The sequence below is a fragment of the Sphingobacteriaceae bacterium GW460-11-11-14-LB5 genome (assembly GCA_002151545.1).
Taxonomy (GTDB): Bacteria; Bacteroidota; Bacteroidia; order Sphingobacteriales; family Sphingobacteriaceae; genus Pedobacter.
Genome location: CP021237.1, coordinates 3,888,184 through 3,908,436, shown reverse-complemented (window position 1 = coordinate 3,908,436; position 20,253 = coordinate 3,888,184). Strand labels below are relative to the sequence as shown.

Sequence of the window (20,253 nt, the reverse complement as noted above, 5' to 3'; positions counted from 1 at the left end):
TATAAACTAAATGCTTATATTTGCAGGCTCGATAAAGAAAATTTAGCCTATGAAGTATCTGCTGTTATTAAGTTTTTGTTTCCTGTTTTTACTCGGTAAAGCACAAGATTCTGATTCATCAAACGAACCAGATAGTATCAAAAAAACAGTTCTCGCCACTTATTATCACAGAAAATTCGAAGGCCGCCGAACCACCAGCGGCGCTAAATACAGGGCAAAAAAATTAACGGCCGCCCACCGTACCCTGCCATTCGGCACCCTCGTTACCGTAACCAATCCAGATAACGGAAAATCGGTCGTTGTAAAGGTAAATGACCGTGGTCCATTCTCTAAAAGATTAGCGATAGATTTGTCTGAACGTGCTGCAAAACAGATTGGTATCTATCGTAAAGGCATTGCTAAAGTAAGCCTGAGTTACACGGTTGAGTAATACTCTTTTTAGCTCTATTCTGGGCTTATTATACCCCTCAAATTTAAGTTATTAACACTCATTTTGGTTTGCTAAACCCTTGAAAAGAAACGATTAGCTTTTTTTTCGCTTGAAAATGATATTTGGCTGATCGTTTTTCCCCAGCAATTGGGTAGGGTGTTAACAACTTTGGTTCACAAAAAAGGGCCACCGTATATATATTTGTTATAACAAAGTTCTTTAACTTCTTGCGCTTGAAAACAAATATAAAAGCTTAGTTTTTAGTAATTTATACGTATATCACTCTGATTGCAATTTTAAATTTTCCTAACTAAAAACTCAGTTGTTTGCCAGGCAATAGGGTTAGCACTTTCACAACAGCGTTTTGATAAAAGACATTACAATCATCATATAAAATTGATGGATGCGTGCCTTTGTCGGCTCTGTTAAAAAAATAGAATTAAAAATATCAGCGTATGGAACAGGAATTATTACTACAAGAAAACAAAGATAGATTTGTGCTTTTGCCGATTAAGTATCCGGCAATCTGGGAAATGTATAAAAAGACCGAAGCTAGTTTTTGGACTGCAGAAGAGATTGATCTTTCTGACGATCAGAAACACTGGGACAATTTAAATGATGGCGAAAGACATTTCATTTCTCACATCCTTGCTTTCTTTTCTGCTAGTGATGGTATCGTGAACGAAAATCTTGCAGTAAACTTCATGAGTGAGGTTCAATTGCCAGAAGCACGTTGTTTTTATGGTTTCCAGATTATGATGGAAAACATCCATGCCGAAACCTACGCCCTGTTAATCGATACTTATATTAAAGATCCTGAAGAAAAAGACCGTTTGTTCCACGCGATTGATACTGTTCCTGCAGTAAAAAGAAAAGCAGAATGGGCTTTACGCTGGATTGAAAACGGAACTTTTGCCGAACGTTTAGTGGCATTTGCTGCGGTTGAAGGTATTTTCTTCAGCGGAAGTTTCTGCTCTATTTTCTGGTTGAAAAAACGTGGCTTAATGCCAGGCTTAACTTTCAGTAACGAGTTGATCTCGAGAGACGAAGGCTCGCACTGCGAATTTGCCTGTTTATTGTACAGCATGCTGAGCAATAAATTAAGCGAAGAAGCAGTTCACGGAATCATTAGTGATGCGGTAGAAATTGAAAAAGAATTTATTACCGATGCCTTACCAGTAGCGCTAATTGGTATGAATGCCAAATTAATGAGCCAATATATTGAGTTTGTGGCCGATAGATGGTTACAGGAGCTGGGTTACAAAAAAATCTATAATGCAACCAATCCATTCGATTTTATGGAAATGATTTCATTGCAGGGTAAAACCAATTTCTTCGAAAAACGTGTTGGCGATTATCAGAAAAGTGGTGTGTTAACCTCTGCTGATAATAACAAACAGGCGTTCTCTTTAGACGAGGACTTTTAAGGTAGCGGGCGAAAGGTATTATCTTAATACCCGCCGCTTAAATCTTGATACTGATTAAATAAATAATAAAAAATACAAAAGTGATGATTAAGTCTTGACGCTTGATAATCACGACTTAATAAAAAACTTAAATCTCATAAAATATGTTCGTACTAAAAAGAGATGGCCGCAAAGAAGCGGTGCAATTTGACAAAATCACAGCTCGTATTCAAAAGTTGTGCTATAGTTTAAATTCAGATCTGGTAGATCCAATCGATGTAGCCAAAAAGGTGATCGAAGGTTTATACGATGGTGTAACTACATCTGAGTTGGATAACCTTGCTGCAGAAACAGCTGCATCGTTAACAACCAAACATCCTGATTATGCTTTGCTGGCATCGCGTATTGCGGTTTCGAACTTGCATAAAAACACCACTAAATCATTCTCGGGTACGATGAAAATGTTGTACGAATATTTCGACCCGAAAGCGCAGAAAGAGGCACCTCTTATCGCTGATGATGTTTATGAGATTATAGAAAAAAACAAGGACATTTTAGATAGTTCTATCATTTACGACCGCGATTTCGGTTTCGATTATTTCGGTTTTAAAACTTTAGAAAAATCTTACCTTTTAAAAGTTAACGGACAGATTGTAGAACGCCCGCAACATTTATTTATGCGTGTTTCTGTTGGTATCCATAAAGAAGATATCGAAAGTGCCATCAAAACCTATAACTTGATGAGTGAGCGTTGGTTTACACATGCTACGCCAACTTTATTTAATGCCGCTACACCAAAACCTCAAATGTCATCATGCTTCCTGTTAACCATGCAGGATGATAGCATCGAAGGTATTTACGATACATTAAAACAAACCGCTAAAATTTCACAAAGTGCTGGTGGTATTGGTTTAAGTATCCACAATATCCGTGCAACTGGCTCGTACATTGGTGGTACAAACGGTACAAGTAACGGTATTATCCCAATGTTACGTGTATTTAACGATACTGCCCGTTACGTAGATCAGGGTGGAGGTAAACGTAAAGGCGCCTTTGCTATTTATTTAGAGCCGTGGCATGCCGATGTTTTCGAATTCTTAGACTTACGTAAAAACCACGGTAAAGAAGAAATGCGTGCACGTGATTTGTTCTATGCCCTTTGGATTAACGATTTGTTTATGCAACGTGTTAAAGATAATGGCGATTGGACATTATTCTGCCCGCACGAAGCGCCAGGTTTAGCAGATTGTTTCGGCAAGGAATTCGAAGATTTATATACTAAATACGAAGCTGAAGGCCGTGGCCGTAAAACCATTAAAGCACAGGAGCTTTGGTTTGCTATTTTAGATTCGCAAATCGAAACCGGTACACCATATATGTTGTTTAAAGATGCAGCGAACAGCAAATCTAACCAACAGAACTTAGGTACCATTAAAAGTTCTAACCTGTGTACCGAAATTATTGAGTACACTTCTAAAGATGAGGTTGCAGTTTGTAACTTAGCTTCATTGGCATTGCCTCGTTTCGTAATCAACGGAGCTTTCGATCACCAAAAATTATACGATGTAACTTATCAGGCTACTTTAAACCTGAACAAAATCATCGATCATAACTATTACCCGGTACCAGAAGCTGAAAACTCAAACATGCGTCACCGTCCGGTTGGTTTAGGTGTGCAGGGTTTGGCTGATGCCTTTATCTTATTGCGTTTACCTTTCGAAAGTGATGAGGCTAAACGTTTAAATAAAGATATTTTCGAAACAATTTATTTTGCTTCGATGACGGCTTCACACGATTTAGCGGTGAAACATGGTCCTTACCAAACATTTAAAGGTTCTCCACTATCAAAAGGTAAATTCCAGTTCGATTTATGGAATGTTACACCAGATAGCGGTCGTTGGGACTGGAATGCATTGCGCAAAAAAGTAGTTAAAGATGGGGTGTATAACTCTTTATTGGTTGCACCAATGCCAACTGCATCTACTTCTCAGATTTTAGGTAACAACGAATGTTTCGAACCATATACTTCTAACATTTACACCCGCCGTGTATTAAGTGGAGAGTTTGTAGTGGTAAACAAACACTTATTGAAAGATTTAGTGGCCTTAGGTTTATGGAATAACGATATGAAAAACCAGATCATATTGGCTAACGGTTCAATCCAGGCGATAGATTCAATTCCAGATTACATTAAAGAATTGTATAAAACCGTTTGGGAGATCAAGATGCGTAACATCATCGATATGGCGGCCGATCGTGGTGCCTATATCTGCCAATCGCAATCATTAAACTTGTTCGTAAACGCACCAAATACTTCAAAATTAACTTCAATGCACTTCTACGCATGGGAGAAAGGTTTAAAAACCGGTATGTATTACTTGCGTACTCAGGCAGCTTCTCAAGCCGTTAAATTTACGGTAGAGAACCAGGGTGGTAAAGCCATTGAAGCGGTTATCCCAGCTGAAATGACACAAGACCAGGTTGCTGAAGAAATCGTTGACGGACCAGTTTGTTCAATGGAAGAAGGCTGTATCAGCTGCTCAGGCTAGTCCCGAGCAATCATCATACTAAGGTTGTTTAGGTCTCCTCAAGATAGAATCTTAAAGGAGATCATCTAAAACACCCTCCAATACAAAAGCCCGGTACATGGTATCGGGCTTTTTTTTATCGCTGATTTTTAGTAATCGCAATCCAATCAGTGTAATGGGTTTCACCAAGAAAAACAGCCGCTTCGGGCACTAACGTGTCGGCAGTTAACAATGCCCCCGAATATGGCGCCTCAACATCAGATGTTACCTCATCATTTTGGTGAGTGGCCTGCAAGTATTGCCTTATCCAGATGGCCATATCATATTTTTCAGGTCCGCCAATTTCAAGAATTTGGTTAGCGGGCTTTTCCAAAGCTATTTTGGCCATAAAAGCAGCTACATCTTTACTGGCAATAGGTTGAATGTTGGCTGCAGGTAGGATTACTTTTCCATCAGTGATGCTCATTTGAACAATGCCTCCTGCAAATTCAAAAAACTGGGTAGCATGAACAAGGGTATAGGGGATGCCTGATGCTTTGATCAAGTCTTCCTGCACTTGTTTGGCACGAAAATAACCGCTGGCCTGGAGTTTTTGGGTGCCCACTACAGATAAGGCAATATGATGCTGTACCCCAGCTGCCTTTGCCATAGGCAACAGATTTTCATTGGAAGTTTTGAAAAAGTTCATTACGGCAGTATCTTCAAAAGATGGCGAGTTAGATACATCTATCACTACTTGTGCCCCTTGCAATACTTCTTTTAAACCTTCGCCAGTAAGTGTGTTCACTCCTTTATTGGGCGAGGCAGCGATCACCTCATGTCCGCTGTTTTGTAATTGATTTACGATTTGGTTACCAATAAGGCCGGTACCGCCGATAACTACTATTTTCATAATCTTTGCTAGGATAAATTGTGCTATACAAAGATGAACAGTACCTGGCAAGAAAAACTTAAGCTAGTTTAAGAAAGCTAAATGTAGCTTAGGTACTTAAAAGCAATTATAATGTAGAGGTTTGGGCAAACGCTCAAAACCTTTTTGATGAAATAAAAAATAACTACTGGTCCCACCATACTTTTGTACTTGTTAGTCGGCTCCATCGCAATAGACTTAGCAACCAATCATATTTTTAGTGCAAAAAAAGACTTTTAATGGATTAAATAATGGCATGAAAAAATAAAGACTACTAAATCTATAGAATTACTTGCTTATAGGGAAATAACTATTATCTTTGCACAAGATTTAAAAAGAAAATTGAAGTGTAAAAAGCAGGGGAGTTAACCCCCGCTAATTAGAATGAAATCAGTACGTAACGCCAATCACATTACTGATTAAGAATTCTTTGTTTTAATTAATTGTACCATTAACAAAAACAGTCAAATATATGGAAAAATTTTCCTTACCCTCATCATGTCACCTTGCTTTAACTTTGCAGGTGCAAAAAATCTTTTCTAAAAATAGAGGTACCCTAAGTTGTTGGGGCTATTGTCGAATGCCTAACTAGGCTGTTCATTCTATTCCAATAAAATCAGGTACGCCAGTCCGGGCTGAGATTATTTTATGCAAATAATCCGATAGCTTTCAGCCGGTTTCGTTAAGCTAACTCATGCTATTTAAAGCCTGTGGTGGCCGCGTATTGCGTAATAAATTCCAAACAAAAATTTTTAAAAACAAGGGTTTCGTTATTGAAATCCCTTAAATCCCCATAAAAACTAATCATGAATAATAACCGAAAGCGAAGGGAGACATCAAGCCTTTGCGATAAAAGACGAAACGCATTAACAACTAATTACCGAAGTCAAATTTGCTATACTTTAATGTTATTGGCAACTGGTATTGCATTAAACCTGGGGCTTTCTGTAACCGTTAAAGCGCAACAGACAATCCCATTAGTACAATCTAAATTAGTAGGTACTGTATTAGATGAGAAAACTAAAGACCCCTTAATTGGTGTCTCTGTTCAAATTAAAGGTACAACTCACGTTGCACAAACAAATGCACAAGGAATATTTAGTTTCATTACCGGGCAAAAATTCCCATATACTTTAGTCGTTAGCTATATAGGCTATCAAAAACAAGAATTAATAGTGGATGGAAGTCCTGTAAATATCTTATTAAAAGAGGAAAATGGACAGCTGAACGAAATTGTTGTGGTGGGCTACGGTACACAAAAGCGTAAGGACTTAACCGGAGCCATTGCTTCTGTAAAATTAGATGAACTGAAAAGTTTACCAGTAAGTTCGCCTGAGCGCCTGTTGCAAGGTACGGTTTCTGGTATTCAGGTAACGCAAACTTCCGGACAACCTGGTGGGGGTGTTAGCGTACAAATCAGGGGTAGTAACTCTATTACTGCTGGAAGCGATCCGCTTTATGTAATTGATGGTTTTCCAATAAATAACGACAATACTGCTGCAGACGCAGGCGTAACCAACGGCGCAAAAATAAACCCAATGTCTTTTTTGAGTGCTGAAGATATCGAATCTATCGATGTATTGAAGGATGCCTCAGCTACGGCCATTTATGGCTCCAGGGGAGCCAATGGTGTAGTTATTATTACGACGAAAACGGGTAAACCCAGCAACCCATCAATTAATTACGATGGTTATTACGGCAGTCAAAGCGTAATCCGAACGTTGCCTTTGTTAAACGGTGCGCAATGGTGGGCACTACGTAAAGATGCAGCTAAAAACTCAGGTAAAAATCTGGTCATTCCGTCGGTAAGTGGTTATGGTTTAGATACTACTGGTGTGGGTACCGATTGGCAGGCAGCTGCATTTAGAGATGCACCTGTACAAAACCATAACATTTCAATCCTTTCGGGCTCTGAACGTACGCGTTTTGCATTGTCTGGTAACTATTTTAACCAGGAAGGTGTATTGCAGAATACCAATTTTACCAGGTATGCGGGTAGATTAAACATAGACCATGAGTATAATAAAAGACTGAGGATTTTTGCCAGTGTAATTGGAAGTAGCACCACGGCAAATGTGGCACCAGCTAATATTGTAGGTAACCTATTGCTTACGCCACCATCTTTACCTATTTATAAAAACGATGGCACATTTGTAGTCATCAGCCCCTTTGAGTCGGCTTTACAAAATCCAATCAACTCTTTGTATAATCAAATTAATCAAACAAAAACCAATCGCTTTTTAGGTAACGTTTCTGCTGAATATACCATCGCGGAAGGCTTAAAAGCAAAAATTTTATTTGGTGCTGATGTAACGGACAATAAGCAAAATCGTTATTTACCAATTACCACTGGCGAGGGGCAGGCATTAAGTGGCGTTGCTACTGTAGGTAGTTTGTTCACATCATCCTGGTTAAATGAAAATACCCTAAGCTACGATAAGACATTTGCCGAGAAGCATAAAATAAATGCGGTGGTGGGTTTTACCGCTCAAAAATCCAATACTAAAGGTGCGGTAGCAGAAGGCGCAGGCTTTGCAACAGATGATTATACCTACAATAATATAGGTACTGGCGTAACGCAACGCCCGGCATCTTCAACTGCTATCCAATGGGCATTAGCCTCCTATTTAGGTCGTGTAAATTATGTATTTGATGGCCGTTATTTAGCAACCTTAACTTTACGTGCAGATGGTTCATCGCGTTTTGGTGAAGGTAATAAATGGGGTTATTTTCCATCGGCAGCTTTTGGCTGGAACGTAACCAGCGAATCTTTTGCCAAAGAATGGAAAAAGATTAGCCAACTGAAAGTGCGCTTGAGTGCGGGTTATACAGGTAACCAAAATATCCCTCCATACTCATCGTTAGGACAAATTGGCTATTACAGATATAACTTCTCGAATACAACGGTAGCTGGTTTCGCTCCTAATAACGTGGGTAATCCAAACTTAGGATGGGAAAAAACCTTGCAGGTAGATGCAGGCTTCGATTTAGGTTTATTTGATAACCGTATCGCGATAACTGCCGATTACTATTACAAAAAAACAACCGATTTATTGTTGAGCAGATCAGTTCCCGGAACTTCTGGTTTGTCTGATCCATATAATGCACAGGCATCTGTGGTTTATCAAAATATTGGCGAAGTAGCTAATAAGGGGATTGAGCTTTCGTTAACAACAAGAAATTTTATCAATGAATTTAAATGGAGCACCACTGCACTTTTCTCAGTCAACAGAAATAAAGTACTGAGCCTGGGTGATGGTGTAAACCAATATATCCCAAACAACAATGCGCCATCTATTGCTAAAGTAGGTTATCCCTTAGGCTCGTTTATCGTGTATCAAACCGATGGCGTTATTCAAGCTGGCGATGTGCCCCTTACGCCGCAGGCAAACAAATCGGCCGGAGGCCAAAAATATAAAGACTTAAACGGCGATGGGAAAATTACCCAGGGCGATGATCGTATCGTTATTGCTAATCAGCCGGGTTTTCTGGCCGGATTAACCAATACGTTCAGCTATAAAGGTTTCGATGTAAATGTTTTTCTACAGGCTAATGTAGGCGGAAAGTTATACAACCAAAATAGAGCAAATCTGGAATTGGCTACTGGTTATGTAAACGGATCTACGGAATTACTTAATAGATGGACACCAGGCAATACAAATACCGATGTAAAAGCAGCATTTCAAGATCCGGCTATCACTATTTCTGATCGTTTTATCGAGAGCTCAAGTTACTTGCGTTTGAAAAACGTATCGTTAGGTTATACGTTGCCAAAGCACATTGCTGCTAAAATTAAAACCCAAAATATCAGGATTTATGTTTCTGGTGCCAACTTGGTTACCTGGACAAAATATACTGGTTTTGATCCTGAGGCAAGTGTAAACGGACAAAGTTTATTAGCTGCCGGGGTTGATAACGGTGTATATCCGAATAGTAAATCTGTGCAGTTTGGTCTATCCCTAAGTTTATAAGAATTAAAAAAATGAAAATTTTAAAATATACAGCATTATCATTGGCGATACTTTCAACGGTATCGTGCAAGAAGTTTCTGACAGAAAATCCAGATGGATTGCTGCAGGAAAACGAATATTACAAAACACAGGCAGATGCGATAAATGCAGTTAATGCCGTTTATTTCTCACTAAATCAGGGTGTTGCCGGTGCTTCGGGCATATTGCAAACACCCTATAACACGCTATTTAATACGGGAATGAACATGGCCGATGATGATGAAGATCCAGGGCCGGGTGCTACCAATGCTGATGTACGTTCGTTATCGGTTTTATCTCATTCTTCTGGCAATTTAAGGGTATATGAAATCTGGCAACAACATTATGCCACTATTCGAAGGGCAAATATTGCAATAGACAGAATACCAACCATTACATTCGATGCAACTTTAAAAAGCAGACTAATTGCAGAAGCTAAATTTTTAAGGGCATTATATTATTTCAACCTGGTCAGGTTATTTGGCGGCGTGCCTTTAATTACTGCGCAACAAGAATTTATCAAAGCTTCTGATTATGCAATTGCAAAATCTACGCCCCAACAAGTTTATGGTCAAATTGAAAAAGATTTAATCGAAGCCGCCATCGATTTGCCGGCAACCTATGTATCGCCAAATGTGGGCAGAGCAACAAAGGGTGCTGCAAAAGCTTTGCTGGCTAAAGTGTATTTAACAGAAGCATCGCAACCTTTAAATATCACGGCAAAATATGCTGATGCTGTTCGCCTGGCTGAGGAAGTGCTTTCGCCTGCGGATGGGGGAACAGGAAATTACGGTTATGGTTTGTTTGATAACTATGCAGATGCTTTCTTGCCAGCTACAAAAAACGGTAAAGAACATATATTTTCTGTGCAATTTAAATCTAATTCTCAAGGGCAGGGCAATAACGAAACTTCGAGGGCAATTTTAAGTAACGTACCAGGTTTAAGCGGCAATTACGCACACATGGTGAGGTATTATACCGTAGGTACCGATAAATATTTCAGTATCTACAAGTTATACACACCCGCTGATAAAAGAAGAGATGCAACTTTTGTAAAAGCCTTCCAAAGCCCAACAAACGGCAATTTATACTCCTTAGGTATTGATGGTAAAACCTATGTTTACAAAACTACCGACCCTGTACCTACTGCAGAACTGACGCCATTCTTTAATAAATTTTGGGATCCCAATTCTACTACTTTAACCGCAGAGGCAGCAGCTAATGTAAATATTTTGCGCTATGCAGATCTATTATTAATTCATGCAGAGGCAGAGAATGAACTGAACGGGCCAAGCGCAAAAGCTTTCAGTTCGTTAAACCGGGTAAGAGGAAGAGCAGGGCTGGGTGCACTTAGTTTAATTAACACACCAGACAAAAACGCATTTAGAGATGCCTTGTATCTGGATCGGCGCTTAGAGTTAGTTTATGAATATGAACGTTGGTTCGATTTGATCAGAGAGAAAGATGCCGCTGGTAATTCAATTTTCGTATCAAGCCTGCACAAAGTTGGCAAAACAATAGCCACTGAAAAAAACCGGTTGTATCCAATTCCACAGGCAGAAATAGAGAACAATCCATTGTTAAAGCAAAACCCAGGTTGGTAATTAAATAAGCTAAAGATTTTAACAGTTTAATTCCTAGAAAAATAGATATGAAAAAGATTCAGATTTTGTTTACACTGCTTTTGTTAAGTACAGCAACTTTCGCGCAAAAAGCAGTAAAAAATCACCCGAAACTGGCTAAAACTGCTGTTTCATCAACCAAACCGGTTACGCCACAAATTTTAAAGGAGATTTCAAATGGCAGTGCCTATCTGGTAGATGTTAGAAGTACTGAAGAATTCCAAAAAGCCCATTTAAAACATGCCCAAAACATCGATGTAAAAAGTCCTGACTTTTTAAAAAACATTGCCCAGCTCGATAAAACAAAACCAATTTATTTGTACTGCAGGTCTGGCCATAGAAGTGGCTTAGCGACCGATTCGCTGCTGAACCTGGGTTATGCTAAGGTTTATAATATTGGTGGACTGGATAGTTTGGTCACCAAAGGATTTACTAAAAATTAAAACTTAAAACCCATGAAAAAAACAATCGTAAACTTAATGGCAATAATCCTGTATATAGGTGTTGCAAAAGCGCAAACTACGCCATCTTTCGCCCAAATTGCAGAAAAGATCAATAAAGCACAGGCTCTGGTAATTGATGCCAGATCGGCAGAAGAATTTCAGCAAAGCCACATCAAAGGCGCTGTAAACATCAATCCCGCAGGTGCAGATTACCAAAAAGACTTAAAACAATTAACTGGTCAAAAGCCTATTGTTATTTATTCCATCGGTAGTGGAAGAAGCAATTCTTTAGCTAAAGTATTAAATGAAAAGGGATTCAGAGATGTTTGGGTGCTTGATGGCGGTTTTAGCAAATGGATAGGCTCGGGTTATCCCATTGAAGATCATACTAAACAAGCAGCAATCACAACAGCGGCCTATAACAAGCTAACGCAATCTGCAAAGGTAGTGCTGATAGATTTTGGTTCTAAATATTGTGGTTCTTGCAAAAAACTGGTTCCTGTTTTGGATTCGCTGGAAAACCAAAAAAGTTTTGGCGCTAAAATCATTAAAATCGAATCTTATGAGCAGGCAAAATTAGTTAAAGAAAAAAATATCAAAAGCTTGCCTACGCTACTGCTTTACAAAGATGGAAAACTGGTTTGGCAAAAGGTAGGTCAGGCTTCAACCCAAGAAATTTCTGCTGCGGTTAGTCAAAACAAGCCTGCTGGCGCTATCGCTTCATCAAAATAATAGCTAAAAACTTAACTCAAAAAACATGAAGAAATTTTTAATCTTAACAGCAATCACCGCTAGCTTTATAGCTAATCAGGTTGCTGCACAAAATATTACGCAACAACAAGAACCTTTTAAAGGAGTAATCGGTCGCACGCTTGGAGAATCAAAAGAATACTGGACAGACCCAATAAAGGCCCCGGCAAATGCGCCAAATGTACTTTGGATTTTAATTGACGATGTTGGATTTGGTGCGACCACTACTTTTGGAGGCTTAATCAATACCCCAACTTTTGACGCTTTGGCCAAAGATGGCTTACGTTACACCAATTTTCATACTACCGCAATTTGCGCACCTACCAGATCTGCTTTATTAACCGGAAGAAATTCTCATGCGGTGCATATGGGCGGTTTTGCACATACCCGTATGTCTGCCGGTTTTCCGGGTTGGGATGGAAGAATCCCTTCCGATAAAGGAACAGCCGCCGAAATATTAAGAGAAAATGGATACAATACCTTTGCCGTAGGAAAATATGGTTTAACACCAGATGAGGATGCAACAGATGTAGGGCCATTCGATCGTTGGCCACTGGGGAAAGGGTTTGACCATTTCTTCGGGTTTTTAGGCTCCGCTACAGATCAATACAAACCAGACTTAGTTGAAGATAACGCCCATGTTACGCCAGATGGTCGCCATTTAACTGCTCAGATTACCGACAAGGCCATTTCTTATTTGAAACGCCAGCAAGCCGTAAAGTCTGGTAAGCCATTTTTCTTATACTATGCGCCGGGTGCAACACATTCACCACACCAGGTGCCTGATGAGTTTAGGGATTTATACAAGGGTAAATTCGATAAGGGATGGGATAATTTCCGGCAGGAAATTTTTGCACAAGAAAAGAAATCGGGCATTATTCCACAAAATACCGTTTTGCCAGAACGTAACCCAAATATTTTGGCCTGGGATAAGTTATCCGATAAGCAACGTAAGGTGTATGCCCGTTTTATGGAAGTTTACGCAGCCTATTTAACTTACACTGATTACGAAGTTGGAAGATTGATTGATTACCTTAAAACGTCGCAGCAATTGGAAAATACTTTAGTTTTTGTAATTATTGGCGATAACGGTGCAAGTAAAGAAGGTACGCAAAATGGCGTGATCGATAAAGGTTATGTGGCGGCAGGTACAAAAGCGCCAAAACCATTAACAGAAGAAGAATCTGTTGATTATAACTATGCCAATTTAGCTAAGGTAGGTACGCCAGAAAATACCGTGGGCAATTATCCATTAGGCTGGGCACAGGCATTAAACACACCTTTTAAAGCCTGGAAACAAGACGCCAATAGCGAGGGCGGCACGCGTAATCCGTTAATTGTTTATTATCCTAAGGGGATTAAAGATAAAGGAACATTACGTACCCAATACGGGCATGTGATTGATATCCTTCCCACTACCCTGGAATATGTTGGTATTAAAAATCCAGAATTTATTCGCGGCATTAAGCAGGATACGCTTCAAGGTACTTCATTGGCCTACAGTTTTGATAATGCCAAAGCTGCCTCACGCCACACCGTACAGCACTACTACATTTTCGGCGCAAGATCCATTTATAAAGATGGGTGGAAGGCCGCTTTGAGTTTTAACCGCGATGGAATTTTCGGTCCGGAAAAAGCGAGCGGCGCAGCTACGAGGAAATACGGAGAAGGTGAGTGGGAACTGTACAATCTAAACGAAGATTTTAATGAACGAATTGACCTGGCTAAAAAAGACCCGAAAAAGTTAGCAGAATTGAAAGCGCTGTTTGAGGTGCAGGCCCAAAAATACAATTTGTATCCTTACATCACCTGGGATGATGTAACCAATCAGCGTATTCATAAAAAAACGCAGGCTACAAATACAACAACCAGCAGCGAAACCATAAAGAAATAAGTATAAATGACCTCATAATTAATGATCACTTTAAAAAATTAAGATGACTATTTCAGATGTAAAAATTCTTGGCAAGAAAATCCTTTTAGGGATTGTGGTTACCTTAGTGCCATTTGCTATCATTTTTGGCAGCTTGTGGGCTGCTCCAAAATTGCTCCCTAAATCTAAATCAAACGCCAGTAATACCATTATTTCACCTGTAAAATAACCTTGATGATGAAACCGTCATGATTTTCAAAACCAGGTCATGGAATAAATCATAACGGCTTCATCACCTTTAAAAACAAATTATAAAAAATGAAAATGTCATTAGAATCCAGACAGAAAATATGGCGAAACGCTGGCTTAAGTCTGTTTATCTTTTTTTTACCCATAGCGCTTATGTTCACCACTTTTTACATTACCGGAGAGAGACCATGGGAGCACAAAAAAGCTACGGTTAATAAACCTTCAACCTTAAAAACAAATAGCGAAAATGGAAGCGATTGATTTTATCAAAAAAATAATAGAAAACCTCAATGGAATCGGATTTCCGTTTTTAGTTTTTGTAATCGGGGTTCTCGAATTCTCTTTTGGGCTTTACAAAGGCAAATGGCCAAAAGGCGAGCGCTATACAGATATTGCCTGTTTCATTTTGCCCAAATTAGTCATTAGACCAGTAGTAGCTTATTATGGATTAAAGTTTTTGCCTGCGGTATTACCAAATTTAAAAAATGAATTTGAGTGGGTTCCATTTTGGTGGGGCTGCGGAATTATCGCAGTTGCCGATGATTTGACGCAATATTGGTACCACCGCTTACACCATGAAATTCCATGGTTATGGCGTTTCCATCGTACACACCACTCGACGCCATACATGGGCATGGCTATGGCCAGCAGACAAAATGTAATTTATAGTTTGTTTTTTTCTCAAACCTATTTAACTACTGCGCTGGTTTATTTAGGCTTAGGTATTCCGGCAGTGGTGGTAAAAGGTATAAAAGGAGCTATTGTAACCTTTGCACACTCGAGCATTCCCTGGGATAAACCTTTTTATAAGTACAAAGTATTACATCCTATTGCCTGGGTGTTCGAGCGGGTAATATCAACCCCCGCCACACATCATGCGCACCATGCGGCATCAACAGATGATGGGATAGGTTATTATAAAGGTAATTTTGGTAACATGTTTTTCCTGTGGGATATCATTTTCGATACCGCATTCATCAGCAGAAAGTATCCTAAAGCTTATGGCATTTCACATTACGAAGGTGATGAGTGGTATGCCCAACTGGCCTGGCCGTTCTTCAAATCTAAAGTAGTAGGCAGCGAATTGGCTAAAAATGGGCCAATAATAAGGCAAGATGAGCATGTTGCAGAAAGTAGCACCCCCTTAGCTGCAGGTATTAATGAAGAATATAACCTCAGCAATACCCACATCAATGCTAAAATAGAATCTGCATTTTAACATTTTTACGTTCGTATTATTTAAGGTTTTGGGCAAACGCTCAAAACCTTATTTTTTGTTTATACTTTTGTATTGGTTTCATTAGTTAATGACTAAATGAACCCATAAACAATTGAACTTTAAAGATGTCTTCAACTATTCATAGCGCCAAACACGAAATCATTCCCTGCGAGCGGTGTAATGGTGCTATTGAGTGCAAGGCAAATTCTTATACCAAATGCCAGTGTAGTGTGGTACAGCTGAGTATAAATGAAGTACAATACATCTCCGAATTGTACGATGGCTGTCTTTGTGCCAAATGTTTATTCGAATTACAACAGGAATACCGTGAAGAGATTGGTGTATAAAACCTTGTGATTTTCGTGTCTCTGTTCGTAAATCATTTGAAAAGCAGGTTTCTGTGTGCTTAGGTTAGTTCCAGTCCCACTTTCCCTTCTGCCCCGATCAAACCTGTGAAACAGGCAAGCACGCCATAAAAAAACAAGGATAAACGCTTAAATCGGGCGCATTCGTGCAATCGGGTTTAGGTTACCTGGGTTCTGCTCTTCTGGGCAAATTTATATCAAGGTATTTTTCTCTGGCGTAAAACCCAAAACAGATCAATTACTGTACTCCAATTCGGTCAATTGTATAGGTCTAAAAAAGGACGACTTTTTCCTTTTAATTGTAGTTTATACATTTAAAATTTCCCCAGGTATTCAGGAGAACCTAAAAGGTTAGTTTTTAGTGTTTATAAGCGTTCAGTTCGGTTATTGGCAAAAATGTCATCTGCAGTTGGGATTTTGGTTAAAATCAATCCTGAGTCATCTTTGAGGCCTTAAAATCAATAAAAAATAGTTTAAAAATAAGTGTTAAAAATAGTAACAAAGCATACGGTTTGCTGTCCATATCATGCTTAATAAATGGTTTATTAAGCTAAAAAAAACAGAAAAATAATATAAATTATGGAATCGCTCATTTCTAACTATTGGTGGGTTTTAGTGGCACTGTTGTGCTTAGTTTTATACAAATATATTTTACGTTTCTTATTCGGGATGGTTATTGTTCCCGAAGACAGGATCGGCTTAATTACCAAAAAATTCGTGCTCTTTGGTGCTGATCGCGAATTGCCCGACGGGCGCATCATTGCCATCAAAGGTGAGGCTGGTTTTCAAGGAAAAACGCTCGCCCCGGGATTGTATTTCGGAATGTGGTTTTGGCAGTATAGTGTAACCATGGAACAGTTTACCGTTATTCCAGAAGGTAAAATCGGACTCATCATGGCCAAAGACGGCTCGGAAATCCCGACAGGGAATATCCTTGGGCAAAAAGTAGAATCTGATAATTTCCAGGATGCAGTGAAGTTTCTCGAAAATGGCGGGCAGCGAGGCCGGCAGACTTCTTACATTACTTCGGGTTCTTATCGTATCAATACCATGTTGTTCCAGGTTTCCGTTACCGATATGGTCAGGATACAGGAAAGTATGGTGGGTATTGTAACCACGTTGGATGGATTGCCGATTGAGGCCAACCAGATTGCCGGTAAACTGGTTGATGGACACAACAATTTTCAGGATTTCGATGCCTTTATTAAACAAGGTGGTAACCGTGGTTTACAGCCCCAGGTCATTTTAGCAGGATCTTACAACCTTAACCCATGGGCTATTCAGCTGGAGGAAATTCCGATGACCGAAATCGCAATCGGTTATGTAGGCGTGGTGATCTCGTTTATTGGTACCGATGGAAATGATTTAACCGGTGCCGATTTTAAACACGGTAATATCGTGGGTAAAGGTTCTAAAGGTGTTTGGCTGGAACCACTTGGCCCCGGAAAATACCCGATTAACAAATACATCATGAAAGTAGAACTGGTACCAACAACCAATTTAGTGTTAAACTGGGCGTCAGCACGTAGCGAAGCACACAATTTGGATAAAAACCTGTCAACCATTACCGTACGTTCAAGAGATGGTTTCCCCTTCAATTTAGATGTGGCGCAGATTATCCACGTGCCCACTACAGAAGCGCCTAAGGTAATTGCACGTTTTGGTAACATGGTTAACCTGGTTTCGCAGGTTTTAGAACCCACCATTGGTAACTATTTCCGTAACTCGGCGCAGGGAAGTGATGTGATTGCTTTCTTGAGTACCCGTAAAGAGCGTCAGGAGTCAGCTAAAGAGCATATCCGCAAAGTGCTTGACGAATATAACGTAAATGCGGTTGATACGCTGATCGGTGACATTGTTCCGCCAGAATCGTTAATGAAAACTTTAACCGACCGTAAAATTGCGGAAGAACAAAAGGTTACTTACGAAACCCAGAAACAGGCGCAGGAAACGCGTCAGGGGATGGAGAAAGAAACGGCCATTGCCGATATGCAGAAAGATATTGTGAAAGCGCAACAAAGTGTAGAGATTGCCGAACGTACGGCAAGTGCAACCGTGAAAAAATCAGAAGGTGATGCTGCCGGTGTAAAACTGGCTGTGGGCGCAGAAGCTGAGGCCACAAAAATGAGGGCCCATGCCGAGGCTGAAGCAACCAAAGCAAGGGCGCAGGCCGATTCGGAAGCGATTAAATTAAGGGCTTCAGCAGAGGCCGAACAGATTTCGTTAACCGGTAGCGCCGAGGCGGGTAAAATTTTAGCGGTAGGTAAGTCAACCGCAGAAGCATATGAACTTGCGGTGAAAGCTTTGGGCGGCGAAAACTTTACCCGTTACAAAATTACCGAAGAGTTATCAAAAGGTAATGTGAAACTGATCCCTGATGTGTTAATTGGTGGCAGTGGTGGTAACCATGGCGGTTCGGCAATGGATGGCTTGCTGGGCTTAAAACTGATGGAATTAATGGATCCTCAGACACGTAAAGAAGTGGTAGCCGTTGCAGAAATTGTAGAGACAAAACCAAAACCTAAAAAGGATAACATTAATCCATAATTGGTCTTTAAATTAAAAAGGAAAGCCTCAGCGTAAGTTGGGGCTTTTTGTTTTATTACTAAATAAACACCGTAATATCGTCATTGCGAGAAGGCTTTTTCAGCCGACAGCCTGTCCCGACCTTTCGGGGAAGCAACCTTACAACAATCGCTACTGGCATCCGCATTAAGATTGCTTCGTCGTTCCTCCTCGCAATGACGAACTTTTTGCTTAATCTATTAATAATAGCCCAACCAATAACTATTCAAAATACAACCAACTCTTTTCTCATATTTTTATACAAACCTTACATCTTCAACCTTTATACCTTCAACCTTTTTAGTAACTTTGCAGCCTAATTTTGAATGACTGAATTTTGAGTGAGTGAATGGCCTTACATTAAGCATTCAATCATTTTATCATTCTCTCATTCTCTCATTTCAAAAATATGAAGAAAGTAAAAGTTGGCTTAGTGCAAATGAGTTGTACTAAAGTTAAGCAGGAAAATTTAGATAAAGCGATTGCGAAAGTAAGGGAAGCGGCAGCAAAAGGTGCGCAGATTGTGTGTTTGCAAGAGCTTTTTACTTCGCTGTATTTCTGCGATGTTGAAGATTACGATAATTTTGATCTGGCAGAAGCTATTCCGGGTCCATCTACCGATGCTTTGCAAGTGGTAGCCAAAGAATTAGGCGTGGTCATTATTGCTTCTTTGTTTGAGAAACGTGCGGAAGGATTATACCACAATACTACAGCCGTTTTAGATGCTGATGGTTCATATTTAGGTAAATATCGCAAAATGCATATTCCTGATGATCCTGCTTTTTACGAAAAATTTTACTTCACACCAGGCGATTTAGGTTACAAGGTTTTCGAAACTAAATTTGCCAAAATCGGTATCCTGATCTGCTGGGATCAATGGTATCCTGAAGCTTCGCGCATTACGGCTCTGATGGGTGCCGATATTATGTTCTATCCAACTGCAATTGGCTGGGCTACCGATCAGGATGAAGAAACCAATCAGGATCAATACAATGCATGGCAAACCATCCAACGTTCGCATGCGGTTGCAAACGGTGTTCCCGTAGTCAGTGTAAATCGTGTGGGTTTTGAACAAGATGGTGCCATGAAATTCTGGGGCGGAAGTTTCGCTACAAACGGGCAAGGCAAACTACTTTATTTAGCTTCACACGATTTAGAGGAGACAGAAGTGGTTGAATTAGATTTATCAGAATCTGATTTCTTCCGTAAACACTGGCCTTTTTTAAGAGATAGAAGGATCGATTCTTATCAGCCGATTACCAAAAGATATATTGACGGGGATTAGAAAAGTCGGAGGTCGGGAGACCGAAGACGGAAGTCAAAGAGCATACCAGGCGTGATGGCTAGTTTGAAATTCATTAACAACTCTGGGAAAGTAGATCATTGTTTTGGATTGTATTATAAGAAATTGTAATTTGTATAGTCTATTCTAATAAATTATAACTTCGGAGATCTGACTTTCGGACTTTATTATGGCATTCAAATTTGAAAAACTCAAGGTTTGGCAAAAAGCTTTAGATTTAGCTGATGAGATTGATAAAATGACAAAAACTTTTCCAAAAGAAGAGATTTATGTTTTAACATCGCAAGCGAAACGTGCAGCCGATTCAATATCAATGAATATTGCTGAAGGAAGTACAGGCCAAAGTAATCCTGAGTTCAAGAAATTTTTAGGTTATGCCTTAAGGTCAGATATTGAGGTTGTGAATTGCCTACATCTTGCAATAAGAAGAGGTTATATTAATGAAGAAATATTTCAGAAACACTATCAATCCTGTGAAGAAATTTTGATCATGATTTCTGCATTAATCAAATCGTTAAATTAATTTAGTAAGGGGTCGGAAGACCGAGATCCGATGATATTCGGTCTATAGCTAAAACATTAAATCATCCGACTTCGGACA

Annotated in this window: 15 protein-coding genes; 14 read left to right on the top strand and 1 reads right to left on the bottom strand. The window is 39.6% G+C overall.

Annotation, left to right across the window (positions count from 1 at the left end; translation table 11 throughout):
* Positions 1-49: 49 nt before the first annotated feature.
* The 3 genes from CA265_15530 (at position 50) to CA265_15520 (ending at position 4,385) form a co-directional block, all read left to right on the top strand.
* Positions 50-430, top strand: coding sequence for a septal ring lytic transglycosylase RlpA family lipoprotein (locus tag CA265_15530; GenBank protein ID ARS40987.1), 381 nt, complete (start codon positions 50-52; stop codon positions 428-430).
* A 455-nt stretch (positions 431-885) separates the two neighbouring features.
* Positions 886-1,857: a ribonucleoside-diphosphate reductase gene (locus CA265_15525; GenBank protein ID ARS40986.1), complete on the top strand. Its 972-nt coding sequence runs from the start codon at positions 886-888 to the stop codon at positions 1,855-1,857.
* 143 nt (positions 1,858-2,000) lie between these two features.
* A complete protein-coding gene (locus tag CA265_15520) occupies positions 2,001-4,385 on the top strand; it encodes a ribonucleoside-diphosphate reductase subunit alpha (GenBank protein ARS40985.1) in 2,385 nt (794 codons plus the stop codon).
* Between the two features lie 115 nt (positions 4,386-4,500).
* On the opposite strand, the gene CA265_15515 is transcribed toward CA265_15520, so the two are convergent.
* Positions 4,501-5,256, bottom strand: a complete 756-nt coding sequence (locus CA265_15515; GenBank protein ID ARS40984.1) for an NmrA family transcriptional regulator — start codon at positions 5,254-5,256, stop codon at positions 4,501-4,503.
* Positions 5,257-6,179: 923 nt separating this feature from the next.
* Between CA265_15515 and CA265_15510 the strand changes: the two genes are divergently transcribed.
* From CA265_15510 to CA265_15460, 11 genes are all read left to right on the top strand, one after another.
* Positions 6,180-9,245, top strand: coding sequence for a SusC/RagA family protein (locus CA265_15510; GenBank protein ID ARS40983.1), 3,066 nt, complete (start codon positions 6,180-6,182; stop codon positions 9,243-9,245).
* Between the two features lie 11 nt (positions 9,246-9,256).
* Positions 9,257-10,867, top strand: a complete 1,611-nt coding sequence (locus CA265_15505; GenBank protein ID ARS40982.1) for a RagB/SusD family nutrient uptake outer membrane protein — start codon at positions 9,257-9,259, stop codon at positions 10,865-10,867.
* Positions 10,868-10,914: 47 nt separating this feature from the next.
* Complete coding sequence (locus CA265_15500) at positions 10,915-11,328, top strand: hypothetical protein (protein ID ARS40981.1); 414 nt, start codon at positions 10,915-10,917, stop codon at positions 11,326-11,328.
* Positions 11,329-11,340: 12 nt separating this feature from the next.
* Positions 11,341-12,060 (top strand): hypothetical protein, encoded by a 720-nt coding sequence (locus CA265_15495; protein ARS40980.1) that lies wholly within the window; start codon positions 11,341-11,343, stop codon positions 12,058-12,060.
* Between the two features lie 25 nt (positions 12,061-12,085).
* Positions 12,086-13,972: a sulfatase gene (locus CA265_15490; GenBank protein ARS40979.1), complete on the top strand. Its 1,887-nt coding sequence runs from the start codon at positions 12,086-12,088 to the stop codon at positions 13,970-13,972.
* A 297-nt stretch (positions 13,973-14,269) separates the two neighbouring features.
* The gene (locus CA265_15485; protein ID ARS40978.1) at positions 14,270-14,461 is read left to right on the top strand and encodes a hypothetical protein; all 192 of its coding nucleotides are present in this window, start codon (positions 14,270-14,272) and stop codon (positions 14,459-14,461) included.
* Entirely contained in the window at positions 14,448-15,419 is a 972-nt protein-coding gene (locus tag CA265_15480) for a sterol desaturase (GenBank protein ID ARS40977.1), read from the top strand. The genes CA265_15485 and CA265_15480 overlap by 14 nt, the downstream gene beginning before the upstream one ends.
* Before the next feature lie 125 nt (positions 15,420-15,544).
* Entirely contained in the window at positions 15,545-15,766 is a 222-nt protein-coding gene (locus tag CA265_15475; protein ARS40976.1) for a hypothetical protein, read from the top strand.
* A gap of 597 nt (positions 15,767-16,363) precedes the next feature.
* Positions 16,364-18,331 (top strand): band 7 protein, encoded by a 1,968-nt coding sequence (locus CA265_15470; protein ID ARS40975.1) that lies wholly within the window; start codon positions 16,364-16,366, stop codon positions 18,329-18,331.
* A 427-nt stretch (positions 18,332-18,758) separates the two neighbouring features.
* Positions 18,759-19,634 (top strand): acyltransferase, encoded by an 876-nt coding sequence (locus tag CA265_15465; GenBank protein ARS40974.1) that lies wholly within the window; start codon positions 18,759-18,761, stop codon positions 19,632-19,634.
* A 187-nt stretch (positions 19,635-19,821) separates the two neighbouring features.
* On the top strand, positions 19,822-20,175 hold the full coding sequence (locus CA265_15460) for a four helix bundle protein (GenBank protein ARS40973.1): 354 nt from the start codon (positions 19,822-19,824) through the stop codon (positions 20,173-20,175).
* Positions 20,176-20,253: the final 78 nt, after the last annotated feature.